Genomic DNA, 26,156 nt, shown 5'->3' with positions numbered 1-26,156 from the left:
CCCCTGACCGATAGGATCGACTGCGTGAGTGAAGTACTGGATGATCTGCCGGAACAGATGCGGGTTCGCCGCGAGAAGCTGGACCGACTGCGTCGGGAGGGTGTCGACCCCTACCCGGTGACCTTCCCGCGCACGACGACGATCGCAGAGGTCCGGGCGAAACACGGCGATCTCGCTCCGGACGTCTACACCGGGGAACGCGTGGCCCTGACCGGGCGGGTCATGCTGTATCGGACCGGCGGCAAACTCTGCTTCGCCACGATCCGGGACGCGTCCGGGGACATCCAGGTCATGCTCTCCCTGGACAGGGTGGGCGCCGAGCGTTTGGCGGCGTGGAAGAGCGACGTCGACCTGGGCGACCACATCGGTGTCGAAGGGGAAGTGATCACTTCTCGGCGAGGCGAGTTGTCGATCCTCGCGGACACCTGGACGCTGACCTCCAAGTGCCTGCGCCCGCTGCCGGACAAGCACAAGGGGCTGACCGACCCTGAGGCACGGGTGCGCCAGCGCTACGTGGACCTTATCGTCAACCCCGAGTCGCGGGAGATGGTGATGCGCCGCGCCCGCACGGTGCGTGCGCTGCGCGACGGGCTGCACAACCGCGGCTACATCGAGGTTGAGACGCCGATGCTGCAGCAGGTGCACGGCGGGGCGACGGCACGCCCCTTCGTCACCCACATCAACGCCTACGACCTCGACCTCTACCTGCGCATCGCCCCCGAACTGTACTTGAAGCGGATGGTGGTCGGCGGGGTTGAGAAGGTCTTCGAAATCAACCGGAACTTCCGGAACGAGGGCGCGGACTCCACGCACAACCCCGAGTTCACGATGCTGGAGTTCTACCAGGCCTACGCGGACTACAACGTGATGGCCGACATCACCCGCGAACTCATCCAGGAAGCCGCCGTCGCAGTGTTCGGCAGCACGGTGGTCCAGCGGGGCGACACAGAGGTCGACTTGGGCGGCGAGTGGCCGCAGATCACCTTGTACGGCGCGGTCTCTGAAGCGCTGGGCGAAGAAGTCACTCCGCGGACCCCGGTGGAGACGCTGCGGAAGCTGGCGGATGCGCGCGGTGTCGAATGGAACCCGGAGTGGGGTCCGGGCAAGCTCGTCGAGCACCTTTTCGAGGAGTTGGTCCAAGACAGCCTGGTGCAGCCGACTTTTGTCCGGGACTACCCGCTTGAAACCAGCCCGCTGACCCGCCAGCACCGTGAAGACCCGCTGCTCACCGAGAAGTGGGATCTCATCGGATTCGGTATGGAGTTGGGCACCGGATATTCCGAGTTGATTGATCCGGTGGAGCAGCGCCGCCGCTTGACTGAGCAGTCTCTGCTGGCTGCCGGGGGCGATCCCGAGGCAATGCAGTTGGACGAGGATTTTCTGCGCGCCTTGGAGTACGCCATGCCGCCTACCGGCGGTGTCGGTGTGGGCGTCGACCGGCTGTTGATGGCCTTTACCGGAAAGAACATTCGCGAGACGATCCTGTTCCCATTGGTCCGACAGGAACAGAGATAAGTAAGTCCTGTCGAGGGCACACTCATACGCGTCTCTTACGCGTGAGTGTGCCCTTCCTTTTCGGTCAGGAGACGTCGAAAACTCCTCGAAGGGCTGTCCAGAATTCCTGCTACGGAATGCGGACCAGCCTTTAGTGTCGAGCTCCCCCATGACCAGGGCAAACACTGTTTATGCAGGTCAAAGTCTGTCATGGGGTTCTTTCTCTAGCTTTTGTCGCCGTGGGTTTTTGAAATATTACAGTTAGTGTTTGAATAACTCTTGACGGTATGTCGCTATACGCTTAGCGTTTTGCGAGGAGCGGAGAATCCGCGCGCGTTTGCCGCAGAGGACCACAGCAGATAGCGAGGGGGCGAGGTGGTTATCACCGTTTCGAGCACTGTCTGGTGAGCACATACCCGCGCGAGGTCTGTCCGTCCCAGGCCACCGCGTGTGAGTGCGTGAAAGTCCGACCACCGAAGCCCAGCCATTCCCCAATCCCACGGGGCCTATGGGGGCAATGTGGCGCAGAGTTTCGAGAAAAGCACCAAAAGTGCGAACCAAAAGATCCCGTATCTCATCTGAATGTGTGTCTTCGCGGTGATGGAGTCGTTGTTCCGCACTCACCGGACGGATGAGGAGGACGGAGTGGAACAGGCCACACTCGTACGTCAGACAACCGCTAAAGAAGAACTGAACGGACCGGTCCTGCGCGACTGCTGCCTGGTGCCCGCCCAAGGGCGTGAACGCGACTCGAACGAGGAGTACGCCCGGGCCGTGGGCCTCAACGAAGACGAGCTGCGCATGCTGGCCGAAATCGCCACCGGCGTCACCACCGACGTGGTGGCGCGTCGCCTGGACCTCAGCGCGCGCACCCTGCGCCGCCGCCTCCGCTCGATCTGCGACCGTCTTGGCGTCAACACCCCCATCGAAGCGGTCGTCTGGGCCGCCCGCCGGCACCTGATCTAGCCCGGCTGCGCTGCGCGGACACCGCTCTGTATGCCACTACCAGGCCTTGGACCTCCACGGCGCCGCCCGCACCCGCCCACGGAGCACACCACAGCGCCGTTTCGGCGGGAGCGCGGACGGCGCCGTCGCCGAGATACGGATAAGCTGACTCGGCGATGACAATAGAAGAAGCGATCACCGTCCGCCGGGCACGCACCCGCGACGTCGTCCACATCCGCAGACTCATCGACCTCTTCAGTGGGGAAGGCCGCATCCTCACTAAGAGCACGGTCACTCTGTACGAGGACATCCAAGAGTTCTGGGTGGGCGAACTCGACGACGGAACAAGCAAGCGGGTCGTGGGGTGCGGGGCGCTTCACGTGCTGTGGGAAGACCTCGCCGAGGTCCGCACAGTCGCCGTCGACCCGGAGGTCCAGGGCCGCGGGGTGGGGCACCGCATCGTCTCCGCGCTGCTGGACACCGCGCGAGAACTCGGTGTGCGCCGGGTCTTCTGCCTGACCTTCGAAACCGCGTTCTTCGCCAAACACGGTTTCGTGGAGATCAAAGGCACCCCGGTCTCCGACGAGGTCTACCAGGAACTCTTGCGCTCCTACGACGAGGGGGTCGCGGAATTCCTCGACCTGGACCGGGTCAAACCCAACACCCTCGGCAACGTCCGCATGCTGCTGCACCTGGACTCCGACCCGGCCCAGGACTCCGCGAACGGCTCCTCGGCCCGCCCCGGGGCCTAGAGCAGCCGCAACTGCCGGTCCTTCGGGCGCTTCCGGAGCGCCGACTCCGCATCCACCGCCATGGTGAGCTTCGCGTCAATGGCCGCGAGGAAAGGAGACGGTGCCGCGTCGAAGGTGCGGCCCCGCCGCGTGCGCCGCCGCGCCCGGGACAGGTACAGCCGACGCTGCGCCCGCGTGATCCCCACGAAGAACAGGCGGCGCTCCTCAGCCGTGTCCTCGTGCTCCTCACCCGGGAAGAAGAACGGCAGCAGCCCGTCCTCGCAGCCCACCAGGAACACCACCGGGTATTCGAGCCCTTTAGCGGCGTGCAAGGTCAGCAGCGACACCCGGTCGGCCCGCGGATCCAAGGCGTCCACTTCAGCGCCGAGCGCCAACGCGGAGAGGAACTCGGAAAGGTCGGTGCCGCACCGCTCCGCCAGCGGGGCCACCAGTTCCCCGGCGGCCCGTACGTCGGTGACCCGCCGCTCGTTGTCGGCATAGCGGCGACACAGCGTCTCCACCGCGGACCGCACCCGGTCGACCACCGGACCGTCCGGCTGGTGTGGCAGCTCCGCGACGAGGATCCGCATCTCCGGGCGGGACAGCAGCCGGTCGTGCGAACGCTTCTGGAACGGGATGCCCGCCGTGTTGAACGCGCTGATGATCGCCTCGCTCTGCGCATCGGTGCGGTACAGCACGCAGATGTCGCTGAACGACAGCGAATCGTCCCCGTCCTCGGTGACCCGGCCGCTGTCCAGCGAGTGCAGCGACGTCCCACCGAGCAGCCGGTCGATCGCGCGGGCCACGAACGACGCCTCGGCGTACTCGTCGGCTGCAACGTGCACGCCGATCCGCGGCGCCTCACCGAACTGGCCCACGGCGCGCAGCGTCCGCCCCGGCACCAGCGAGGCGGGGGCGATCGCCTGCAGCGCAGCGTTGACGATCGTGGAGTTGGACCGGTAGTTGCGGGTCAACTGGACGGTGCGCGCGCTCGGATAGTCCTCGGTGAACCGCAGGAAGAAGCCCACATCAGCGCCGCGGAACCCGTAGATGGCCTGGTCGGGGTCGCCGATCACCGTGAGGTTCGCCTCCGGGCCGGCCAAGAGCCGCAGCAGCGCGTACTGGCTTTCGTCCACGTCCTGGTATTCGTCCACGCTGATGTACGGCCAGCGGCTCCGATAGTGGGCGACGAGCTCCTCGTCCGCGGAGAGCAGCCGCACCGGCAACCGGATCAGGTCGGTGAAGTCCACCAGGTTCGCTTCCCGCAGCCGGGCATCAAACCGGGCGATCTCTGCGTCGTCCTCGTGCAGCGCCGTCTCCCGGCGGGCGAGGAGCCGCCGCCCTTCCCCGGCAGAACCGGCGATCTCGGCGGCGATCTCCTGACGCAGGCTGTCGTCGGCGATGGTGAAGTCGGGGCTCAGCCCGGCCCGCGCGTACTGCTCCCGCAGGATCAGCGCGCCCAGGCCGTGCAGCGTGGTGATGGTCATGTCCGCGGCGCGTTCGCCGAGGAGCGCGTGCAGCCGTTCCCGCAGCTCGTCGGCTGCCCGCCGGGTGAACGTGATCGCCAAACACTGGCTGGCGGGAACACCGCGTTCCGCCACCACGTAGGCGATCCGATGCGTCAGGGTGTGGGTCTTCCCCGTGCCGGGGCCGGCGACGATGAGCAGTGGCCCCCCGGTGTGTTCTGCGGCGGCCCGCTGGTCCGGGTCCAGGCCGTCCAGCAGGCTGGCGGGCGACGGCTGGGACGAGGTTTCCTCGGCCGAGAAAAGCGCGGGCTCGGCGTCGGTGTCCGCTGGTGTTACCGGCTCCGGTGCGGGGGTTGGCGCCGACGGGGCGGAGCGGCGCGCCGTCCGCGGAGCAGCCGGGGCTTGCTCCGGAAGGTCGAGGTCGCCGAAGAGGGTCGGCGTAGTGTTCTTGGAGCGCAGCTCCTCAGGCTGGAACATGCGGATCACGCCGTATTCGCCGTCGTAGCCGGCTTCCCGGATGACCTCGCCGCGGCGCAGTCGGGTGATCGCCTCCCCCAGCAGTTCCCCGCCGACCCGAGTCACCTCGTCCAAGGGGACCGACTGCAGAATGTCCAACTCGGGGCCGAGTTCACCGACCAGGCGGGTCACTTCGCCCATGACGCGTTTGCTCTTCGGGCCCACACCCACGATCTCGCTGACGATCTCCGGCAGCGGAACCAGGCTGGTGAAGTCCGCCGCCCCTGGCACCCGGTAGCCTTCAGACCGGTCAGCGAGTTCGCTGACCCGGTGGAAGACGCCGACCGTGAGCGGTTTCCCGCACACCGGGCAGCGACCATGGTGGTCCCGGGTGGCCTGCGGGTCGAAGCGGATCCCGCATTTGCGGTGCCCGTCCAGGTGGTATTTCCCTTCCTCGGGGAAGAATTCGACCGTGCCGCGGAAGCCTTCCCCGGTCTCCAAAGCCCGCCGCACCGCGTAATAGTCGAGATCGGTGTCGAACCGGGTCGCTTCCCGCGCCAGCATCGGCGGGGAATGCGCGTCGGAATTGCTCACCAGGGTGTAGGAGTCGAGGGAAGAGACCATCCAGTTCATGGCCGGGTCGCTGGACAGCCCGGTCTCCACCGCGAAGATGTGGTCAGCCAGGTCGGCGTAGCAGTCGGCGATGCTGTCGAAACCGGATTTGGAGCCCAGGGCCGAAAACCACGGGGTCCAGATATGGGCGGGCACGAGATAGGAGCCGGGATCGCTGGAGAGCGTAATGTCCAGCAGGTCGCGGGAGTCCAGGCCCAGAATGGGGCGGCCGTCCGAGGCGAGGTTGCCGATCTTGGCGAGGTCGGCGGTAATCCGCCCGGCCGCCTCAAACGACGGCGCATAAAGCAGGTGGTGCACTTTGCGGGTGCGGCCGTCGCGTTTGTAGATCGTGGAGATCTCCACGGAGAGCATGAAGCGGGGCAGGGTGCGGCAGTTCGGTGGCAGAGTCCGCAGGATGCGCGACTCGATTTCGGGGCGCAACCGGAAAAGACCGGGTTCTGCGGGGACCAGGTCGCGCTCCAACTCGGCCCGCCAGGCAGGGTGAGTGAAATCACCGGTTCCGACCAAGGCGATCCCCTTGCGGGCAGCCCACCACGCGAGGTGTTCCAGATCGGAATCTTTGCTGCACGCCCGCGAGTACTTGGAGTGGATATGTAGATCGGCGTGGAACTCCACGGCGAGGTCCTCTCAATGCCCAAGGGGGAGTCCTGGTGTGCGCAGACAGCGGGGTCTGCCACTCTCTCCGGTCACCCTGCAACGATCCCACAACTTCCCACTGGGACAGACCTTAGAGCTTGCTGAGAGCACTCTGTGGAGAGAAGGGGTAATCTGTGCAATGCGAACAAAAAGCGGATCGGTTTTTGTTCGCATAGGACGTTGCGCGGCGCTTTGTGATCTTCTTCTGTTTAATACGATCTGCTTGCGGCTGGGTGTTTGAGTTCTCTGCCGGCTACGCGCAGTTGTCTTTTGGTCCTGTGTGTATGGGTGTTTTAGGCTGAGTGCGATCCCCGATAGACCTTTAGCCACTTCCAACTCTGGCTAAACGGGACGCGGGTTCCTGGTGGAACAGCGTGGCTGCTCACCTATGATGACCTGGGCTCGTCGACAGTTGATACGGCCGTCGTACCAGGGAACCAGCAGGCATCCCGCTCTGGGTAATCGCTGTATAAAGGAACGGCCAGGAGAAGGGTTCGTCTGATGTGGGACGTATTGTCAGCACTGATCCCGCCCGCTGTTGTCGCGACAGTGTTCTGCGTGGCTATCTACACGCTGCTCCGTAAGGAGATGGCGCCCAGAACGTCCGACGGCAGGCCCATTGACGAGGGCGAATCACCAGAGACGAAGGAAGCGGACAACAAAGTCGCTGCTGAGAGCCAAGACACACCGCGCGCTTCCGATGCGGAAGTCCGTGACACAGAGGAAGAGCACAAGGGGCGCTAAGCCCACATCAGTGAATGCTGTGTCGGCGGGCATGTTATGAACTTCTTGACTGCATCTGACAGCTCAGCATCAACTCTGTCATAAATTTCTTCCCATCATCTTGATGTGATCGAAGATAACTTCATTCTGAGTAGAGTGAATTGTCTTTCCAAAGGCCGCAGGATAGCTTTATATTCAATGGCCTGTTAACACTCTTCTCAGCCAAGAAAGGACCCAGCATGGCCCAAAAGGTACAGGTGCTACTCGTCGATGACCTCGATGGAGGTGAGGCTGAGGAGACGGTCTCCTTCGGAATCGACGGTGCCACCTATGAGATCGACCTCAGTGGTGAAAACGCGGCTAAGCTCCGCGCTGCGCTCGAACCTTTTATTAAGGCCGCCCGCAAGGCACCGACGAAGCGTGGTGCTACCCGCAGCAAGCAGCGCAGCACGCTGAGTCGGGAGCGCAGCGCCGAGATCCGCGCCTGGGCCCGGGCGGCTGGCAAGCAGGTCAGCGAACGAGGCCGCATCCCTCAGGCGATCATGGACGAATACCACGCCGCCCAGGGACGCTGACTGTCGCCCTCGCCCCGGATTCACGCCGTGCCGCTGAGGGCGTGAATCCTCTCCAGCGAGGATTGCCCCCTCCGGAACACCGACCAGCAACGCTGTTCGCTTAGAGCAAATATCGTGCGAACACGCATCACGGCCCGCGTTCTCTCACGTAGTTGAGGGTCGCGGGCCGTTCGCTTGCGGCGTACGCGGAACATATGAGGGGCGAACAGTAGTTGGATGAGGATGAACGCCCTATCGTCGGGGAAAGTCTCTTGGCATAGCACCGTGTGAAGAGATCGGTGGTGGGTGTATTCGTGTGGCCGTCCGGGGAGCCGGTCGGCGCGGTGTAGACGGGTGCGACAGTGCCCTGGAGGTTCCCTGATCCACCTCGGGGCCGATAGGCGGAAAAGTGAGGGTCGGAACTTCCGTCCCTGCCTGACCGCTCTGTGAGGAGCGACGAGACATGTTCGAGAGGTTTACCGACCGCGCACGGCGCGTGGTTGTCCTGGCTCAAGAAGAAGCCAGGATGCTCAACCACAACTACATTGGCACGGAGCACATCCTGCTCGGCCTCATCCACGAGGGCGAGGGCGTCGCTGCCAAGGCTCTGGAGAGCCTCGGCATCAGCCTGGAAGCCGTCCGTCAGCAGGTTGAGGAGATCATCGGGCAGGGGCAGCAGGCCCCGTCCGGCCACATTCCCTTCACACCCCGTGCCAAGAAGGTCCTGGAACTGTCACTGCGCGAGGCCCTGCAACTGGGACACAACTACATTGGCACGGAGCACATCCTGCTCGGCCTCATCCGAGAAGGCGAGGGTGTGGCCGCCCAGGTGCTGGTGAAGCTGGGCGCCGACCTCAACCGGGTGCGCCAGCAGGTGATCCAGCTGCTCCACGGCTACCAGGGCAAGGAGCCGCAGGCCGCCGGCACGGCCGCCGAGTCGGCACCGTCCACGTCCCTGGTGCTGGACCAGTTCGGCCGCAACCTGACCCAGGCCGCCCGCGAAGGCAAGCTCGACCCGGTCATCGGTCGCGACAAGGAGATCGAACGGGTCATGCAGGTCCTGTCGCGGCGCACCAAGAACAACCCTGTCCTGGTGGGCGACCCCGGTGTCGGAAAGACCGCCGTGGTCGAAGGCCTGGCGCAGAAGATCGTCAAGGGCGAGATCCCCGAAACCCTCAAGGACAAGCAGCTCTACACGCTCGACCTCGGCGCCCTGGTCGCGGGCAGCCGCTACCGGGGTGACTTCGAAGAGCGGCTGCGTAAGGTCCTCAAGGAGATCCGCTCCCGCGGCGACATCATCCTCTTCATCGACGAGCTGCACACCCTGGTCGGCGCCGGCGCCGCGGAAGGCGCGATCGACGCGGCCTCCATCCTCAAGCCGATGCTGGCCCGCGGTGAACTGCAGACCATCGGCGCGACCACCCTGGACGAATACCGCAAGTACCTGGAGAAGGACGCCGCGCTGGAGCGCCGCTTCCAGCCCATCCAGGTCGAGGAGCCCACGATCTCGCACACCATCGAGATCCTCAAGGGCCTGCGCGACCGCTACGAGGCGCACCACCGCGTGTCCATCACCGACGGTGCTCTGGTCGCCGCCGCGCAGCTAGCCGACCGCTACATCAGCGACCGCTATCTGCCGGACAAGGCCATCGACCTGATCGACGAAGCCGGCTCGCGCATGCGGATCCGCCGCATGACCGCCCCGCCGGACCTGCGCGAATTTGACGAGAAGATCGCCAAGGTGCGGCGTGACAAGGAGGCGGCGATCGACGCCCAGGACTTCGAGCGGGCTGCCGCACTCCGCGACGAAGAGAAGCGGCTCCAGGCGCAGCGCGCGCAGAAGGAGAAGGAGTGGAAGGCCGGCGACATGGACACGGTCGCCGAGGTGAACGAGGAGCTCATCGCCGAAGTCCTCGCCACCGCTACCGGCATCCCGGTCTTCCGGCTCACCGAGGAAGAGTCCTCGCGCCTGCTCCGCATGGAAGAGGAGCTGCACAAGCGGGTCATCGGCCAGGACGACGCCATCAAGGCGCTCTCCCAGGCGATCCGCCGCACCCGCGCCGGCCTGAAGGACCCCAAGCGTCCCGGTGGCTCGTTCATCTTCGCCGGCCCGTCCGGTGTCGGTAAGACCGAGCTGTGCAAGGCGCTGGCCGAGTTCCTCTTCGGCGACGAGGACGCGCTGATCCAGCTCGACATGAGCGAGTTCATGGAGAAGCACACCGTGTCGCGCCTGTTCGGCTCGCCTCCCGGCTACGTCGGCTACGAGGAGGGCGGCCAGCTCACCGAGAAGGTGCGGCGCAAGCCGTTCTCGGTGGTGCTGTTCGACGAGATCGAGAAGGCCCACGGCGACATCTTCAACTCGCTGCTCCAGGTGCTGGAGGAGGGCCGTCTCACCGACGCCCAGGGCCGCAACGTCGACTTCAAGAACACGATCATCGTCATGACCACCAACCTGGGCACCCGGGACATCTCCAAGGGCCAGCCCATGGGCTTCGCGCGGCCGGACGACACCCAGACCACGTACGACCGCATGAAGGCCAAGGTGAACGAGGAGCTCAAGCAGCACTTCCGGCCTGAGTTCCTCAACCGGGTGGACGACACGATCGTGTTCCACCAGCTGACGCAGAAGGAGATCACCGCCATCGTCGACCTGATGGTCGCCCGGCTGGACGAGCGGCTCAAGGACCGCGACATGGGTATCGAGGTCCGGCCGCACGCCAAGAAGATCCTCGCCGAGCGGGGCTACGACCCGGTGCTGGGCGCCCGGCCGCTGCGCCGGACGATCCAGCGGGAGATCGAAGACGCCCTGTCGGAGAAGATCCTCTACGGCGAACTCAAGTCCGGCCAGATCGTCATCGTCGACGCGGAAGGCGAAGGCGCCGACGCCAAGTTCACCTTCCGCGGTGTGCCGAAGCCGCAGGCACTGCCGGAGACCGCAGAGGTGGGCGCTCAGTAGCACCGAGCTCTTCCATCGAGCGGTCCCGCACCGACCCGTAACGCACCCAATACACGAGAAGGAGGGGTGGTCCACCGGCCACCCCTCCTTCTCGTATGCGCCGACCTGTGCACACCCCGACAACCGCGGCACGCACCACGCACCGGCTTTCCCGGCCGGCCGCACCCGCACCGCCTCCCCTTGCCGCCTCGAGACACGACACGGGCACGGCTTCCCGGTCAGTTAGGCAGCGCGTACTCGCCCGTCTCCAACGGGTCCACCAGACCGTCAGCCACCAGACTGTCCAACGCCCGTTCCCGCTGGACCGCGTCATCCCACACCGCGTCCAACATCGACTTCGGCACCGGACCGGACGCTTCCCGCAGCACCGCCAACAGCCGGCCGCGGACCTGGCGGTCCGTCCCCGCATACCGCTGGCCGCGCCGCGGCGGCCCGTCATGCGGGGGACACCCCGCGAGCACCCACGCGCACTGGTCCACCACCGGGCACACCCCGCAGCGGGGCGACCGCGCCGTACACACCAGCGCACCCAGCTCCATCACCGCGACCCCCCACCGAGCCGCTACCGCGGGCTCCTCCGGAAGCAACGACTCCGCCAGCCGGTACTCGGCTTTCGTGGGGGTTCGCGGCGGATACTGCCGCCCGTTCACCAGCCGCTCCAAGACACGCCGCACGTTCGTGTCCAACACCGCATGCCGCTGCTGGAACGCGAAACTCGCCACCGCGGCCGCCGTGTATGCCCCCACCCCGGGCAGCGCCAACAGTTCGTCGTACGAGTCCGGCACTGTGCCGCCGTGCCGCTCCACGATCACCGTCGCACACGCGTGCAACCGCAGCGCACGACGCGGATAGCCGAGCCGCCCCCACATCCGCACGGCTTCCCCCGCAGAATCGGCCGCCAGGTCCTTCGGGGTAGGCCAGCGTTCCATCCACGCCTGCCAGGCGGGCAGCACCCGCGCCACCGGGGTCTGCTGGAGCATCACCTCGCTCACCAGCACACCCCACGGGGTCACCTCCGCGGAGCGCCACGGGAGATCCCGTGCGTTGGCGTCATACCAGGCGAGAACGGCTGTACGGTAGGGGTTTGCGGTCATAGACGATCAGAATTCCAACGGCGGGTCGAGTAGGCGTAAAACTCTGGAAGCCGGGATACTTACGGTTATGGCTTCGGGACCGGTAAGCAAGGCAATCTACTGGCGGCGACGGTTCGTGGTATTGGCAGGGCTGCTCGCGGTACTCGCGCTGATCGCATACGCCTGCCGTCCCTCCGCCGACGAGGAGGACTCGATCATCCCGGCAAGCACCGACTCCAGCCCTGGCTCGGAGGACGCTCCGCACAGCGCCGGGTCGGCAGAACCCAGTATCCCAGCCTCACCCCCCGACGACCCCGACAATGCCGACGATTCCCCTGAAACCGACGATGCGGGGGAGGGGGACCCCGACACCACCGCGGCAGGCGGCAGCACCGACCCTGACTTCGCCGCGGGCGGCTCGTCCGGGGGAGGAAGCAGCGGTGCCCAGTCCACCGCCGCCCCCTGCCACCCCGAGAACGTGGTCGTGACTGTGCACTCCGACCGGGACGACTATGCCGCAGGGGTCTACCCCGTCCTCACCCTCACCCTGGTCAACACCGGTTCCACCACCTGCCGGGCAGACGTGGGACCCGACACCCTGGAACTGCGCATCACCTCAGGCAACGACCGCATCTGGTCCAGCGCCGACTGCGGGGACGCGTTCCGCGCAGAAGCCGTGGAACTCCGGCGCGGCGTCCCCCACGACGTGGACCTCACCTGGGACCGCACCCGCTCCTGGCCGGACTGCCGGGACGACGTCGTCCACGCCCGCCCCGGCACCTACGTGGCCAAGGCCTACAGCGACTACGAAGTCGCCGGATCCCAAGTGTTCCGCCTGCACTAGCCCCTGAAACCGGGGTCAGTGCGGGCGGCGCCGCAAGGCGATCTGCGCGTTCGCCCCCGTGTCCGGGCTGACCACCACTTCCTGCGCGGCAGCGATCCCGTCCACCACAAACTCGGCGTCCACGGGAACCGTCCGCTTGACCAAACCCAAAGCGATCGGTCCCAGCTCGAAGTGGCGGGCCGACGACCCCACGAACCCCACGGAACGGCCGTCCAACTCGATGTCGGCCCCCCGCGCGGGCAGCCGCTCAGCCGTGCCGTCCAAGTGCAGCATCACCAGACGGCGCGGCGGACGCCCCAAGTTGTGGACTCGCGCCACCGTCTCCTGCCCCGGATAGCACCCCTTGTCGAGGTGCACCGCGGAACCAATCCACCCCATCTCGTGGGCGATCGCCCGGTGGTCCGTGTCAATCCCGAACCGGGGCCGGTGCGCGGCAATCCGGCGCGCTTCATAAGCCCACAGCCCGGCAGGCCGCGCCCCCGCCGCAGTCAACGCCTCAGTGACCTCCACCAGCGCCGCTGCCGGCAGGAAAAGGTCGGTCTCGTCGGCAGCGGGACGGAGCACGGTCTCCGGCGGCAACGAGTCACGCACCGCGTCCAGCACCGCAGCCCGATCCGGGCCCGCCACGGTCACCACGGCGCGCTCCGCGCTCAGATCGTCCACCTCGACCCGCAGCATGAACCGCATGGACTGGAGGAACGCAACAAGCTCCTCCGCGGTCCCCGGTTCCACGTGAGCCCACAGCGCGGTGCCGTCGTCCACCACCGACAAGTGGTGCTTGATCCGCCCGTTGGCGTCCATCACCAAGGTTTCAGTGGCGGTCCCCGGGGCCAGCTCCCGCAAATGCTGGCTGGTGAGGTCGTGCAACCATCCCAACCGGTCCGGGCCGGACACGCGGACCACGCCCCGGTTGCTCCGGTCCACCCAGCCCGCGCCACGGTCCAAGGCCCGCTGTTCCTGGAACATTTCCCCGTAGTGGGCGGCGATCTCAGTATCAGGCGCCTCGGCGGCCACCGCGCCGGGACGCGTGAGCAACGGCGAAGTCATACCTGTGAGCCTATGTCCCCGCCACAGCTCGGTGGGGCGGACACCTCCCCGTTCCCGGAATACCCGCGAAAAAAAGGTTTGCCCCGCACCCGTCCCTGCACGTACCGTCGAGGGCACGCGAGAAAGGAGGTGGTCCACAAAGTGAGCTCTTTGCGGACACGCGAGGTGTTCGCCCGCTAGGGCGACCCCACGGATCGCGCTAGCGAATCCACGGTGGACACCCGGACCCTCGGGTGGCCAGCCTTGTCCGACTGGCCCCAGCCTGCGCTGGAGAAACCCGAGGGTCCGCCCCAGGCCACTTCTCACGACTTGCGGTCGACCCGCTGCAACTGGGCGGACATGTACGGCTGCAGTTCTTTGCTGTTGGCCGCCAGATCCCAGGCGTAGCCCAGCGTCTCCCGGTTGTCCCCGAACAACCCGTACAACCGGTGGCTGGCCGCCGCAGGAAGCCCCGTCTCCGTGCGGACCACCACATCCGTGTGCAGCTCCACCCGGTGAGCGAAAACCGTGCCGAGGTAGACCTCGCTGTACCCCTCGGGGTGGGAGATCAGCACCTCCACGTGGATGGGCGGCTGGTCAGGATCCTCCTGCTGCGCTGCCTTGCCCGTCCGAACCCGCCAATACCCCGACTCGGACGTCACCGGTTCACCCCGGGAACCGTCCTCGTTGACCCGCCACACCTGGCTCCGATAGTTCAGATGCGGATGGCCGTCGTGGGTGAACTCGATGACCTGGGTGAACTGGAATTCTTCGGTATCCGGGTAGCCTGCGACCCCCAGTCCTTCCCAGCGGCCCAGCAAAAACGACAGCTTCGCCAGTTCTGGATGCATCTCAGACTGCATAGTGTCCGAGACTAGCGGCGGCACAGCATTCGCCCGTACCCGCAGCCGACGCGGCCGGCACCAGCACTTCTTGCGCCTACCACGGTTTTCTCCGTTCTCTTCGGCACCGGCTACCCGCCATTCGGGCAGGCGTTGTCCACGACGGATATCAGTGGAGACGTTCTCACGTCTCCCTGTTATGGCCCTAGCCCGGCACAGACCCTGGTAAAGAAGTAAGGAACGGACAAGGGGCACGGATGCCGTGGCCCGCGGACCACGACAATAGAGAAGAGGGGCTTCATGCTGGTGATCGGAATTGCCCTCCTTGCCAGCGCGGCGATTCTGGCACCCATGGGCTTCCTCGCCTACCGGCGCTGGCAGCACCGCCACGCCTTGGCCACTCTGTGCCCCCGCGCTTTCGTCGCTCTCGCCGGCCACAACGTCACCCTGCACGGCCGGGCAGCCACCGGACCGGCCGGAACAGTCGAATCCCGCCTAGCCGGGGTGGAATGCGTGTGGCACGGCCACGAAGTCATCCGTCACTACACCACCTGGCGCACCGTTGAAGAGACTGGGGAACGCCAACAAGTGCTCGGCGACGACCGGATCGCCGACTACAGCTCCCCGGAACTGTTCGCCCTCATCGGCCCCGACGGCAGTCCTCCCAGCGACCAGCCGATCCTGGTGGACCCGGAGGAGGCCGACACCACCCGGGTGAACCTGTGCCTCCAACGTGTCGTCAGCCGCCCGCAACGCGGAGTACCTGCTCCCGCCGACGACCTGCTCGGCCGGATCAAAGGCCGCGTGTCCGGAATCTTCCGGGGAGAGACCCTCGAATTCGAATACCGGGAGCGCGCCATCCGCGCAGGGGACCCTCTGATCGTGCGGGGCCGGGTAGAACTGCGGGAAGGCCACCCCGTCCTCGTCGCCCCCGAAGACGGTCGGCTCAGCATTGAACACAGCACGACCGCGCCCCCGCCCGTCCCCGGACCGCCGGTCCACGCCCTGCTGTTGAGCGGCAGCGCCCTGCTCCTCGGCATCGCGGGCCTCCTGCTCTTGGTGAGCAGTTAACCCCGACCCGGGCCACCAGCATGCCGCCCCGGGACGCCCAACCCACCGGGACCGGCGAGGGCCTCACATCAGGAAGCACCCGGCCCTGCGCGGCACACGAGACCAGCAGTGAAGCTTTGACCTGCGTCTTTCTCCCGCTATGGTGACCGGAGAAGACGCCCTTGACCCAGGCTTTACAGGCTTCATTGCCCACCACACCGGGCCGCAACCTCGCCTGGTCCCACGTGCACTGGCGCGCGCCTGTCCTGCCGCCATTCTCGTGCGGAACACCCACACTGATCCGCCAGTGCCGGACCCTCGCATTTCGCAGCAGCTCACCTGGCATGGCCTCGATATGACCAGGGAACACTTCTGCGAATCTTGTCTTACTTTCCGTAATGAGAGGATAATTGACAGTAAATCACCAGTGGGTGGGGAACATGCGGAGCCCTAAACCATGTCCACTGTGGGGGCACACACCAAAGGAGAAGTATGTCCACACAGGAGCACGCCCCGCCCTCCTCCGGGGAACCAGTCACTGCTCCCACACAGCACCGAAGCGCCCCGTCACTCTGGCCGCCGCTGCGCGCCCTCGCCTTGCGCCTGCACTTCTATGCGGGAGTCCTCGTCGCACCATTCATCGCGGTCGCAGCGATCACCGGGCTTCTCTACGCCTACACCCCGCAACTCGAACAATGGCTCTACGCTGACCAGTTGCGCGTTGAACAACAAGGGCATCGGATTCCGCTCAGCCTGCAAGTCGAAGCAGCCCAAGAAGCCCACCCGGAAGGCACCCTCCACGCGATCCGTATCGGCGGCCCCGAAGACAGCACCCGAGTCCTCTTCCAGGTCGACGGGCTGGAAGAAAGCGTCCGTTCCAGCGTCTTCGTCGACCCCTACACCGGGGAAGTCCTCGGCACCCTCGAGGTCTACGGCAACAGCGGCGCCCTCCCGGTACGCACCTGGATCAGCATGCTCCACCGCCATCTCCACTTGGGCGAGGTCGGCCGCCTCTACAGCGAACTCGCGGCAAGCTGGCTGTGGGTGGTCGCCCTCGGCGGCGTTGTCCTGTGGGTGAGCCGCGGCCGCACCGGCTCGTGGATCCGCCGCGTCTTCCTGCCTGACCAGGGCGCCACCGGGCGGCGCAACACCATGTCCTGGCACGGCACCGTGGGCGTGTGGATGCTCCTCGGAGTGCTCGCGCTCTCCGCAACCGGCATGACCTGGTCAGCCTATGCCGGGCAGAACATCGGAACCATCCGCCAAGCCTTGAACTGGCAGACCCCTTCCCTGAACTCGGAGGTTTTCGAAGCAGGACACCACGACACGGGCGGCACAACCGCAGAACACGGCCACGAGCACCACGTCGCGGTCAGCGTCGACCAAGTCGTCGGCGCGGTACGCGAAGCCGGGATCGACGGCCCCATCGAAGTGATCTACCCGGCTTCCGAAACCCAGGCGTTCAAAGTCGTCGAAACCGGCAGGGAATGGCCGGTCCAACAGGACTCGGCGCTCGTCGACCCCATGACCGGGGAAGTCATCGACATCCTGCGGTTCGAGGACTACCCGCTGATGGCCAAGCTCACCGTGTGGGGCATTGCCGCGCACATGGGCCTGCTGTTCGGGCTCCCCAACCAGCTTGTGTTGACCGCGCTGGCCGTGGGCATCCTGGCTCTCATCATCTGGGGATACCGCATGTGGTGGCAGCGCCGCCCCACCACCCGGGAAGGATTCGCCCTAGGTCGCCCGTTCCCACGTGGGAGCTGGCGACGGCTGCCCCTGTGGGCGAAGGTCGCACTCGTCGCGGTGCTCGTCGGACTGGGCTGGCTGATGCCGGTCTGGACGGTTTCCCTCGTGGGATTCCTTGTCATGGACGCGGTCATCGCCCGAACGAGCACGTAACCTCCCTGCCGGTGCCGCCGGGGTGGGCGTCCGTGGTTATGGGCCCCGGCGGCACCCCTCACCTCCGCGCAGGAATGCGCGGACCTAGGGACAGCCCGGACATGAGCACCCGTCGACAGGCCCGGGACCGTAGCGCAGCGGAGACCCCGCAAACACCGGGGAACACCGCAGCCACCCTCCCCAGGCCCCGGCGCCATCGTCGAACAGGCAGTCCACGAACCACATGTCCTGCCCGCGTCCCGCAACTGCTGCCGTCACCGCCGCAACGGGTTTCCCGCCAGTGCGCAGCCACTGGCGGGCGGACGACTTCGGTGGACCGGGCAGGGAAGCTGGGATACGGCGGCGTAGCCGCTACTGGGCGGGGTGTCGGCTCGTGCCCACGCGTCGTCCACGGGGAAATGCTCACCCAGGCGAGCGGGACCTCCTTACCACGGCAGAGGAGCAGACCGGTCAGACCAGGACACGCTATTCCTCGCGGTCCGATGCCTCCTCGGTGTCACGCTGGAGTGAAGGAGAAGCGGGGGAACGGCGGTTCGAACGGTCCGCGATACGCAGTTCCAGCCTGCGCCAGGCAGTGGCCCAGCGACGGTACTCCTCGTCGCTGCCGCCGCACGCGGCGATGAACGCTTCGACGAGGGAAAGCTTCGGGAGTTTGTCCTGGCTCAGTGCAGTGTGGAACGAGGTGGCAGAGCACCGGTTGCCGCAGTTCTGCTGCATCTTCCGGTAGGAAGGGGTGCCCGCCCAGCGGCGGAAGAGCCGCATGGCCTCCACAAACTCCGCTGGCGTAGTGGCGGCCAAGGGGTCCGGACGGGTGTCGTGTCCGTCTAGGTCGGGGACTGCCGTGGAACGAGGAGGCTGCCGGTCCAGTTCCCCGCCCCGCGTGTTTCGGACACCCTGGTCTCCCTCGTCGTGGGGGACGGGGATCAGCGGCACCTCACCGTAGAGCTTTCCGTCGGCTCCCCGCCGCACTCGCTTGGGAAGAGCGTCGGGCGCGACCCGGTAGACGGTCGACGGGGTAGTGCGACGCAGGGAAGGATGTGGTCCGCTAGGGCTGAGCAGGTCAGAGGTCATACTCGCACCTCCCGGACTCCGGCGGACACGCTGGTGCTGAGACGAACGATCACGGAGCCACTACTCCTTGGACGTGAAAGCGAATGGGGCGCCTGCCCGGACGCGACCCGGAAATGGCGGTCTGTCGCCGTATAGGGAAGAGCGCGGTCAAACTCTCCACAAAATATTGGACTGTGGGAAAGAAGTTACCGGAACAGTGGTGTGACGCAATCCCCCAGACGGGGGATGAGTCCGCTATGTCCGGTCTGTGTCTTTGCTGGGTGCGGCAGGGTCCTGCCCGGTGAGCGCGGGGACGGTAGCGGCAACGTGCAGCAGCATTCGAAAATGTTCAATTTTGTACAGAAGTGTCCAGGGGGATTCCGTATCGTCGGTGAGCTGCGCACGCGAGGGGGATCGGTGAAGATGGCACGGAACAAAAACGAAGACGGAGAGTGCTAGTTACGGCGAACTTTTTTCAGGTTTTTAGGCCGGCTGGAAGTAGGAAGTCCGCCGGTTCGGGCCGACCGTCCCGAATCGGACCCGATCTGACCATCCCCGCACCGGACACCGGAATTCCCGCACGCTGATCGGACCATTCCAGCCCTGCCCAGCACCTTCCCGAACACCACAGTCGCACCGCACCACCGGCCGCCGCCCCAGCGCGCCACCCCGCACCCGGCTCTGCTGTGCCCACGCTCCCCCACAACCGCACAAAAAGGGGGACATATGACAGCATCCCGCGACAGCAGCGGACCACCCTGGAGCGCGCCCCGCACCGACAACCGAGAACCCCCGGCCACCGCAGCTCCGGGAACCACGACAGGCCAAGCAGACACACGAGCAGAAACCCATCCCCAGCGCGGAGCTGGAGCCAGCCGCCGGACCCCGTACCCCACACAGCCCAGGCGCCCAGCGCCGCACGGCACCCCACGAGAAGCGCAGCACCCACGACCCCTGGGCAACGTTGCCCTCCCCCGGAGGGGAAACCGCCTCGCGCAGCCCGTCTCACAGATCACGGCCCGCAGAAAAAAGACACCGCATCCGCGTCATTTCACAGACGCTGATTCTCCGCTCTCCACTCGCAATCTTTACCGAGCCATTCCCTTTCCGTGGTGCATTCCTGAAATTTTGCTGAGTCAGATAAAAATTTCAGAACACGGTGTCGTGATACTCGATAACCGGAAACTCAACCCGCTCCCGGCCACCATTCCCCCCGCACTTGCCTGAATCGCCGAAAGGAATCCCGAAGCAAACCACCAATGTGCGAGCACCTGAAAGGGATTTCTCCACTGTGCAGGGAAGAGCATGACTACCTGCGATCCCGCCCTGTGCTCACGACTCAGGAACTGCCTTACAGAGACCCACGTCACCCCCCACCGATGCGCCCCATCCCAGGGAGGGAGAGCACCGATCCCCACCAGCAGTGCTGCACCCCGCCCCCGCAGCGACGTGGGAGAAGGCAACGGCGACAGAACAACTCCGCAACCTTTCACCATCCGATAATCCGTAGGGACGGCCGGGGACCCCCAATGACCGAACCGTCAATCTCCCGCGCAAAGCCCCAAGATGCGGCCTAGAAAACCGACCAAAGAAGTGTCCAGGAGCACAACCACCGCCGACAGCACCGGCACGGACCTGCGAAGACACACTCTTGGGGGTGAGGATCGCAGACCCAGCGGGCATTCCCCGCCGCCCGTCGGCACATCCCCTCTGCACGCCGCCACGAACAGAACCCAGAAACGGACAGGATGACTCTTGCTGGTGGGTAAGCCTTAGACTGGGAAGCGAACTGGTATAAGGGATAAGGAGACCGCGGTTGTTTTCCTCAACAGCCGCCCCAACTACCACCAACACTCACCGTGTCCACTAACGTCATGGCTCTGTTACTGTCTGTGCTTAACCCCCCGTGTGTAAACCGCTTTTAATGCTCCAGTCAGCGCTGTGTTTCAGCGGAAGTGGAGAAGACACGCTCTTATCGCGGTAAAGGACAGTTCATGGGCCGGTGATCCACGTCCTCCCTAGGACTCCGTAAAGCTGACAACCAGTCTCCTGGGTTCAGAGCCAGGTATACGAGCCTGCGGGAGAACACACGCGACAATTGGTTGTTTCCGGAGCCCTGAACGAATAGTTCTCTCCCACAGGTTTGAGTCCTGCACTGGGGGGATGAAAGGGGGGTACTGGCCGAAGAGGCCAATTGCTTTTCGGATTTCTCAGGAGAGATTCATGGCACGAAAAGTCCAGGTCCTTCTCATTGATGACCTTGACGGCAGTCAAGCCGAGGAGACGGTCTCGTTCGCACTCGACGGCACTTCCTACGAGATCGACCTCAGCAGCGCTAACGCCAAGCGACTGCGTGAGGAACTCGCCCCGTTCGTCGAAGCCGCCCGCAAGGTTCCGGCGCGTCGGGGTGTCTCCAGGACCAAAAAGCGCACGGCGCTCAGCCGGGAGAGGAGTGCACAGATCCGTGCCTGGGCGCAGCAGCAGGGCAAGCAGATCAGCGAACGCGGGCGCATCCCGAAGGCCATCGTGGACGAATACGAAGCCATCCACGGGTAGCAAGAAGGATCCTGACAACTGTGAAGGGGACATGGCCGTCCCCTTCACAGTTTTTTGAAAACTCGTTGCAGTGCCCCGGGACGGAAGATCACCCCGCCCCGGTCACCGGGGAGAAAGTCACGAGACCGGGAATCGCCGCACTCAGGCCTTCTTACGGCCGATTCCAGCCATTCCCAACTGCTCCCCCGGGGAGAGGTTGTCCGGGTCAACCGGCTCGTCAGGACGCCACAGCGCGGTGTAGACGACGCCAGGCTCCACAAGTTCAAAGTCGCCGAACTGGCGTTCAATCTCCTCGGGGGTGCGCGCCCACCCTTCGCCGAGGTTCTCCCGAGTGATCCGAGCCAGTTTCTGCTGTGCGGGAAGCCCCGTGTCCACCAGGGAAGTCATGAAAAGGTAGCTGCCCGGTGCCAGTGCGTCCCGATAAGCGCCCACCACCCTGTCCACAACATCAGGGGAGAGATAGTGCAGCATGCCCACCAGCATGATTGCTGCTGGACGGCTGAAGTCGATCATGCGGCGCACATCGGGATGGTTGAGAATGTACTCCGGGTCGCGGACATCTGCGGTGAACACCGCGGTGTTGGGGTCTTTTGCCAGCAACGCCCGACCGTGGGTGAGCACCATCGGGTCGATGTCCACGTAGACCACGCGCGCATCAGGGTTGACCGACTGGGCAACTTCGTGCGTGTTCTGCACAGTGGGCAACCCGCTGCCCAAGTCCAGGAATTGGCTGATCCCTGCCTCACCGGCGAGGAACCTCACTCCGCGGACCAGGACCTTCCGGTTTTCGATAGCCGATTCTTTGAGCCCGGGAATGTGCTTACAGGCGTAGTCCGCCAAGGCCCGGTCGGCTTCGAAGTTGTCCTTGCCACCGAGTAGCGCATCGTAGGCGCGGGCTATCGTGGGCTTGGAGAAGTCGAGTCCTGGGGGCGGCCACACGGAGTCGTGCTGCTCGTCGCTCATCAGTGCGCTCCTCGTTCGGGGGATTCAAAAGGGAAAACACCGACATCGTAGTTCGCTTTTGTGCTCTGATGTCCCCGTGAGCGCTATTGATCCGACAGTGGATGTGGGGACGCGATTCCGTGGTGAAGAGCCTGGGGAGGCTTCTCACCACTAAGAAGCATTCCGGGAAGCTTCGTGGTTTTGTTCGTTTTGTCCTGGTTTATCAGGTTTTCGGGCTTCTCTGGCTGCCATTCATGGAGCGCAAGTGTCAGGACAGGCGGTTGGTGCGCACCCGCTGAGGATCACAGCCGTACTGCCCGCGACGAACGCTTTAAGGCATCAGCGTGTCAACCCGTCCACGGACAAGAGGCGCAAGGTCGGCCTCAAGGCACAGAGCCGTAGGACTGAACGAAGGACCAGGGGCGCACCGAGCTAGCTTCTCAACAGAGGCTTCCCTGAAAACCGTATGCCCACTGCACCTTGCCAGACACGTTCCTGGGCTTCGGGTTGGGGATCCTTCCGGGGTGGGAAAAGGCTAACCGCTACGTGCGGTTGGGGAAGTCGACGGGGAGCAATGGCGGCCACGGCAGGACGCCCGCCGACAAACACTTCCCAGACTGAGATGTTTGGGGTGTTTGTTGATCAAATTGATGTTTGTGGTGCTTTGTGTGTCAGATCTGTGCTGTCTTCGAAGGAAGACGAGGAAAGGTGATCGGATCCCTGAGTTGATCCACCGTGCCTAGAACAGCCCTCCCTGCAGGGGAGTAAGGACTTACCGTTAACACCTGCTGTCCAGCTTTCGGGGTTAGGGATCGACTGTCAAAAATTGTCGGAACGAAAGGACCGAAGCTCCGAGATCGCCACTTTGCTTGGGCTCTGTAGCAAGATTCGCCTGTATGGCCGGGCTCAAGGAGAATAGGCGTAAACAATGCGCTGGAATGGATCCCCCCGATGGACTCTTCTCCTGCTGGTGGTCGCGTGGCCTATGGCGACGAGTCTTATCTCGAAGCTGTATCCGGCGGCTACTACGTGTTAGCCAGTGTGACGTTCGATCCCTCTGTGGCCGAAGAAGCTCGCCAAGCGATGCGCGAGCTCCGCGGCAATCGTCGCACTGACAAGCTGCACTGGAACGAGATGGACCGAAAGCAAAGGGAGGCTGCAGCCTTTACAGTTGCCTCTCTTGAAGGCTTCCACGTTGTCGCAGTCGGCGCCCCTGTGCCCTTAAAACGTCAGGAGCGGGCTCGCGCTGCTTGTCTCACGAGGCTGGTGGACGAACTCTACGGCTACGAGGTGAGAACCCTGGTGCTGGAGTCGCGTGGCCGGACTCTCGACAAAAAAGACGAACGGGTGGTCAGGCCATTCCAAGCGCAGCACAACGATGACCGCTTCACGCTCCGGCACGAACCTGGCGGCAATGAGCCACTGCTATGGGCGGCTGACATCGTTGCCGGAGCAGTTCGCGCTAAACAGGACGGAGAGTCGAGGTACTGCGACATCCTCCACGACAATCTTTACGATGTCACAGTCTTCGTCCGCTAGGCATACTCGGCCCCAGAAACGCGCCGAGCCAGGCTCCCGGTCTGCCCCAGGCCACCTGGCTCCACGACTTCTGACCTCCCGTAGGGGCCAGCAAAACTCTTTCGCTAGCTGACGATAGTGGTTCTTACGAAGTTTCACAAGTAAATTTTTGGCACATTTAAGGTATTCATCGTTAATTTCTTGCAAGGTGTCCTGTCTGTTAGTGGGTTGTGCCCCCATCACATGGCCCCCATCACGTGAAGGCACTCTGGCTCGTCTCAGGGCCCTCTTCGGCTGGATGCCAGACATCGTGACGGGCCACCCAGTTCTCTACGGGCCGCTGTCAGCGAGCAGCGCACGGCCTGGATGAGGGCCTGTACCGGTCCGCCGAGGCCAGCCGAGGGGCATCGCTGAAAGTGGATCCCAACTCTGGGATGGACAACCGACGAGGCGGCCAGGCGCAGGGCTACCGACGGCACGTGACCGGGGCACTGCGACACCAAGTACCTGGGACAGTCACGGGCTGCTCCGTCCAGGAATTTTCACTCCGCCTGCTTGGTTCTTGCTGGTAGCAATCAGGCTCATCTCCTACAGTTGTGTTCACAACACCCAGCACCACCCCCCTCTGGCCACATCCAGTCCGAAAACCCGTTACTCTTAAGGAAGGCATGTGGCACCCTAGTGGGTGAGATGTCACGGGCCATTAGCTCAACTGGCAGAGCAGCGGACTTTTAATCCGCGGGTTCTGGGTTCGATCCCCAGGTGGCCCACCACAAAAGCCCCGGGTCGGATCCTGTCTAGACAGGATCCGACCCGGGGCTTTTGTGGTGTGCGCCTAGTTCCGGCAGTCGGCTGGAGCCCTCGCCCCCGCATCGCCCAGGTCTCTGGGACGAAGGCTCTGCTCCACCAGTGGACGCCTCCGCTCCCCCGCGGCCACGGTTGAACGGAGACCGTGCCAGTAAAGCTGGTTACCGGCTCACTGAACGCCTCGTTCCCGTGTCCTGGGGAAGAACTGCCGTATCATCAGGTCCCTCAACAGCGAGGGAATGAAGACCTCAGTCCAGGAAACGGGTGCTATTTGCGCTGTTCAAACGGGAAGGCTGTCCTCTCCCGCGATGACAGGGCTGTGGTGCCGTGCGCCCTCACGATGGAAGAAGCCGAGGCACAGCGAGGCGAACGCGGTCATGGCCACCCCTATCGCGGAGCCCACAGTGTTGACGAGTAGGTCACCGGTGTCTGCGGTACGGCCAGCAGCCATTGCCCACTGGACTGTCTCTATGGCCAGTGACAGCCCTGGTCCTGTGGTTAGGCGCGCCCACCAGGAGGAGAAAGCAGCGAAAGCCAAAATGCCGATGGGCACGAAGAGCAGGGCGTTGACGATCTTCTCCTCCACAATGAGGCCTGCTGACGGCTCGGTGCGGACAGGAGGTGGCGGGACAGCCTCAAGTTCCGCGCGTTTGTCGAGGTCCACGTCGTGGCCGTAGGCGTCGATCCATACGATGCGGCCGTCGGTAGTGGGATAACGGTAGTAGGCTGCGTCGCCTGGATCGACTTCCCGACGCGCCTGTTCCAATTCTTCAGGGGATAGTTCTCGTGCCCCGTAGTAAACGGTTTCTTCCGCGCTAGGTCCCAGTGCCAGGTAGGCGCCCTCTGAAGCAAGGGTTCTCTGGCGCAGTTCCTCATAGGCCGACAGCGGATTCCACGTTATGCCCCAACCGGTGGTGCCGACCTTGTCCCACCCCAGCAAGGGACCGCCCAGAATGAGCAGGTACATCGCTGCGGCCGTGCCCAGAAGCCATCGGGCTTCCCTTGGGAACAACCGCGGTGAGCGGCGGTTCCATCGAGCCACCACCACGGCGGATACTCCCAGAATGACCAGGGCGATACCGACCGTGATCGGGGTCACATAGAACAATACCTGCCACATGACGGGTTTCTTTCGTGAAACCTGGTTGCGTGCGTCCGGAGGTACCTGGACGCACGCAACCAGGAAAGTAAATCAGTTTCAGTTAAACCTTCTCAGGTCACATGCACGAGACCCTTTCAGTCGTGTAAGTCGTGCTTGACCCTGTGACTTGCATGAGACCGGAAATAGGAGGTCCGCCATAGGTGAAGTAGGAGCGGATACGGAATGTTGCTCCGGCCCTTCCTCCAGGAGGAACGTTCATGTAGGAGCTCCACTGATCGGATTCTCCAGACTGGCGGACACCAAACCTCGCAGTAATTGTGTTGCCGTAGTTCTTGAAGTAGTCCACGGAGGCAACCCTGCAGTCGATGGCGTCGACACGCAGAGTTCCGTTGCTCAGGTACCCATAGCCGATCGCCATCGGGGTGAACGTTCCAAGACCGTCAGTGTTGATGCCGTCTTCCCGCATGGCCTGTCGGACGTATTCCTCTACGCTTTCGACGTCCTTGCCCTCGCCGACTTCGAGGATCTCGTAATCATCCGTGATAATAATTTCCTGCTCGAAGACGGTGTGATTGGACTCTTGAGCAGACGCAGGACTAGCAGTCAGAGCAATCAGGGAGACCGCTGCTACCACTGTTCCTGCGGCTTTGGCAACGAAGGATTTCTCAGAGATTCTTCTTGCCACCAGTGTTTCTATCCGTTTCTTTTTATATATGCAAAACAACTAAGAGGTGATCGCTGATTCGATGTCTCTAAGGAAACAGCCGATGTGTCGGATCAGCTCTCCTAAAAGAGGAAGGAAGTGCCGTTGGAAACCAGGATGGTACTTCCTGGCCAGAGGAGAGTATGG

At 64.3% G+C, this 26,156-nt stretch carries 18 protein-coding genes and 1 tRNA gene; 11 read left to right on the top strand and 8 right to left on the bottom strand.

Going from position 1 to position 26,156, the window contains the following annotated elements:
* Window positions 1-24: 24 nt before the first annotated feature.
* The 3 genes from lysX to CW348_RS09015 all read left to right on the top strand — a co-directional run bounded on the left by lysX (window position 25) and on the right by CW348_RS09015 (window position 3,191).
* Entirely contained in the window at window positions 25-1,515 is a 1,491-nt protein-coding gene (gene lysX, locus CW348_RS09025; RefSeq protein WP_011293304.1) for a bifunctional lysylphosphatidylglycerol synthetase/lysine--tRNA ligase LysX, read from the top strand.
* A 699-nt stretch (window positions 1,516-2,214) separates the two neighbouring features.
* The gene (locus CW348_RS09020; protein WP_370492685.1) at window positions 2,215-2,460 is read left to right on the top strand and encodes a LuxR C-terminal-related transcriptional regulator; all 246 of its coding nucleotides are present in this window, start codon (window positions 2,215-2,217) and stop codon (window positions 2,458-2,460) included.
* Window positions 2,461-2,615: 155 nt separating this feature from the next.
* Window positions 2,616-3,191: an amino-acid N-acetyltransferase gene (locus CW348_RS09015; protein ID WP_011293302.1), complete on the top strand. Its 576-nt coding sequence runs from the start codon at window positions 2,616-2,618 to the stop codon at window positions 3,189-3,191.
* On the opposite strand, the gene CW348_RS09010 is transcribed toward CW348_RS09015, so the two are convergent.
* Window positions 3,188-6,340 carry a UvrD-helicase domain-containing protein gene (locus CW348_RS09010; protein ID WP_104612731.1) on the bottom strand — a complete coding sequence of 1,051 codons (3,153 nt, stop codon included), beginning with the start codon at window positions 6,338-6,340 and terminating at the stop codon, window positions 3,188-3,190. The genes CW348_RS09015 and CW348_RS09010 overlap by 4 nt on opposite strands.
* Before the next feature lie 983 nt (window positions 6,341-7,323).
* Between CW348_RS09010 and CW348_RS09005 the strand changes: the two genes are divergently transcribed.
* Both CW348_RS09005 and CW348_RS09000 read left to right on the top strand, forming a co-directional pair.
* Window positions 7,324-7,659 (top strand): Lsr2 family protein, encoded by a 336-nt coding sequence (locus tag CW348_RS09005; protein WP_016189353.1) that lies wholly within the window; start codon window positions 7,324-7,326, stop codon window positions 7,657-7,659.
* Window positions 7,660-8,101: 442 nt separating this feature from the next.
* Window positions 8,102-10,594, top strand: coding sequence for an ATP-dependent Clp protease ATP-binding subunit (locus CW348_RS09000; protein ID WP_011293299.1), 2,493 nt, complete (start codon window positions 8,102-8,104; stop codon window positions 10,592-10,594).
* Between the two features lie 218 nt (window positions 10,595-10,812).
* Here the strand turns inward: CW348_RS09000 and CW348_RS08995 are convergent, their stop codons facing one another.
* On the bottom strand, window positions 10,813-11,688 hold the full coding sequence (locus CW348_RS08995; RefSeq protein WP_011293298.1) for an A/G-specific adenine glycosylase: 876 nt from the start codon (window positions 11,686-11,688) through the stop codon (window positions 10,813-10,815).
* A 67-nt stretch (window positions 11,689-11,755) separates the two neighbouring features.
* Here CW348_RS08995 and CW348_RS08990 point away from each other — a divergent pair, with 67 nt between their 5' ends.
* Window positions 11,756-12,511, top strand: a complete 756-nt coding sequence (locus tag CW348_RS08990; protein ID WP_011293297.1) for a hypothetical protein — start codon at window positions 11,756-11,758, stop codon at window positions 12,509-12,511.
* Between the two features lie 15 nt (window positions 12,512-12,526).
* On the opposite strand, the gene CW348_RS08985 is transcribed toward CW348_RS08990, so the two are convergent.
* Entirely contained in the window at window positions 12,527-13,558 is a 1,032-nt protein-coding gene (locus CW348_RS08985; RefSeq protein ID WP_011293296.1) for a folate-binding protein YgfZ, read from the bottom strand.
* A 302-nt stretch (window positions 13,559-13,860) separates the two neighbouring features.
* Window positions 13,861-14,400: an FABP family protein gene (locus CW348_RS08980; protein WP_011293295.1), complete on the bottom strand. Its 540-nt coding sequence runs from the start codon at window positions 14,398-14,400 to the stop codon at window positions 13,861-13,863.
* Window positions 14,401-14,679: 279 nt separating this feature from the next.
* Between CW348_RS08980 and CW348_RS08975 the strand changes: the two genes are divergently transcribed.
* Both CW348_RS08975 and CW348_RS08970 read left to right on the top strand, forming a co-directional pair.
* Window positions 14,680-15,450 carry a hypothetical protein gene (locus CW348_RS08975; RefSeq protein ID WP_011293294.1) on the top strand — a complete coding sequence of 257 codons (771 nt, stop codon included), beginning with the start codon at window positions 14,680-14,682 and terminating at the stop codon, window positions 15,448-15,450.
* 471 nt (window positions 15,451-15,921) lie between these two features.
* Window positions 15,922-17,331: a PepSY domain-containing protein gene (locus CW348_RS08970; RefSeq protein ID WP_011293293.1), complete on the top strand. Its 1,410-nt coding sequence runs from the start codon at window positions 15,922-15,924 to the stop codon at window positions 17,329-17,331.
* Between the two features lie 465 nt (window positions 17,332-17,796).
* On the opposite strand, the gene CW348_RS08965 is transcribed toward CW348_RS08970, so the two are convergent.
* Window positions 17,797-18,402, bottom strand: a complete 606-nt coding sequence (locus CW348_RS08965) for a hypothetical protein (protein WP_011293292.1) — start codon at window positions 18,400-18,402, stop codon at window positions 17,797-17,799.
* A gap of 2,202 nt (window positions 18,403-20,604) precedes the next feature.
* Between CW348_RS08965 and CW348_RS08960 the strand changes: the two genes are divergently transcribed.
* Window positions 20,605-20,937, top strand: a complete 333-nt coding sequence (locus CW348_RS08960) for an Lsr2 family protein (protein WP_011293291.1) — start codon at window positions 20,605-20,607, stop codon at window positions 20,935-20,937.
* 141 nt (window positions 20,938-21,078) lie between these two features.
* Here CW348_RS08960 and CW348_RS08955 read toward each other — a convergent pair whose 3' ends face one another.
* Window positions 21,079-21,900 carry an SAM-dependent methyltransferase gene (locus CW348_RS08955; RefSeq protein WP_011293290.1) on the bottom strand — a complete coding sequence of 274 codons (822 nt, stop codon included), beginning with the start codon at window positions 21,898-21,900 and terminating at the stop codon, window positions 21,079-21,081.
* Window positions 21,901-22,830: 930 nt separating this feature from the next.
* On the opposite strand from CW348_RS08955, the gene CW348_RS08950 reads away from it, so the two are divergent.
* Entirely contained in the window at window positions 22,831-23,418 is a 588-nt protein-coding gene (locus tag CW348_RS08950; protein WP_011293289.1) for a hypothetical protein, read from the top strand.
* Between the two features lie 676 nt (window positions 23,419-24,094).
* Window positions 24,095-24,170, top strand: a tRNA-Lys gene (locus CW348_RS08945).
* Window positions 24,171-24,484: 314 nt separating this feature from the next.
* On the opposite strand, the gene CW348_RS08940 is transcribed toward CW348_RS08945, so the two are convergent.
* Together CW348_RS08940 and CW348_RS08935 are read right to left on the bottom strand one after the other, a co-directional pair.
* The gene (locus CW348_RS08940) at window positions 24,485-25,324 is read right to left on the bottom strand and encodes a VanZ family protein (protein WP_016189348.1); all 840 of its coding nucleotides are present in this window, start codon (window positions 25,322-25,324) and stop codon (window positions 24,485-24,487) included.
* A 97-nt stretch (window positions 25,325-25,421) separates the two neighbouring features.
* Complete coding sequence (locus tag CW348_RS08935; RefSeq protein WP_011293287.1) at window positions 25,422-25,991, bottom strand: hypothetical protein; 570 nt, start codon at window positions 25,989-25,991, stop codon at window positions 25,422-25,424.
* Between the last annotated feature and the right edge of the window lie 165 nt (window positions 25,992-26,156).

Origin of the sequence: Thermobifida sp., from assembly GCF_017577275.1 — a bacterium.
Taxonomy (GTDB): Bacteria; Actinomycetota; Actinomycetes; order Streptosporangiales; family Streptosporangiaceae; genus Thermobifida; species Thermobifida fusca.
This window is presented reverse-complemented; position numbering and strand designations above follow the sequence as displayed.

Coding starts and splice junctions, on each gene's coding strand:
- CW348_RS09015 (WP_011293302.1), top strand. CDS start 2,616: ATGACAATAGAAGAAGCGATCACCGTCCGCCGGGCACGCACCCGCGAC.
- CW348_RS09005 (WP_016189353.1), top strand. CDS start 7,324: ATGGCCCAAAAGGTACAGGTGCTACTCGTCGATGACCTCGATGGAGGT.
- CW348_RS09000 (WP_011293299.1), top strand. CDS start 8,102: ATGTTCGAGAGGTTTACCGACCGCGCACGGCGCGTGGTTGTCCTGGCT.
- CW348_RS08995 (WP_011293298.1), bottom strand. CDS start 11,688: ATGACCGCAAACCCCTACCGTACAGCCGTTCTCGCCTGGTATGACGCC.
- CW348_RS08990 (WP_011293297.1), top strand. CDS start 11,756: ATGGCTTCGGGACCGGTAAGCAAGGCAATCTACTGGCGGCGACGGTTC.
- CW348_RS08985 (WP_011293296.1), bottom strand. CDS start 13,558: ATGACTTCGCCGTTGCTCACGCGTCCCGGCGCGGTGGCCGCCGAGGCG.
- CW348_RS08980 (WP_011293295.1), bottom strand. CDS start 14,400: ATGCAGTCTGAGATGCATCCAGAACTGGCGAAGCTGTCGTTTTTGCTG.
- CW348_RS08975 (WP_011293294.1), top strand. CDS start 14,680: ATGCTGGTGATCGGAATTGCCCTCCTTGCCAGCGCGGCGATTCTGGCA.
- CW348_RS08970 (WP_011293293.1), top strand. CDS start 15,922: ATGTCCACACAGGAGCACGCCCCGCCCTCCTCCGGGGAACCAGTCACT.
- CW348_RS08965 (WP_011293292.1), bottom strand. CDS start 18,402: ATGACCTCTGACCTGCTCAGCCCTAGCGGACCACATCCTTCCCTGCGT.
- CW348_RS08960 (WP_011293291.1), top strand. CDS start 20,605: ATGGCACGAAAAGTCCAGGTCCTTCTCATTGATGACCTTGACGGCAGT.
- CW348_RS08955 (WP_011293290.1), bottom strand. CDS start 21,900: ATGAGCGACGAGCAGCACGACTCCGTGTGGCCGCCCCCAGGACTCGAC.
- CW348_RS08950 (WP_011293289.1), top strand. CDS start 22,831: ATGGACTCTTCTCCTGCTGGTGGTCGCGTGGCCTATGGCGACGAGTCT.
- CW348_RS08940 (WP_016189348.1), bottom strand. CDS start 25,324: ATGTGGCAGGTATTGTTCTATGTGACCCCGATCACGGTCGGTATCGCC.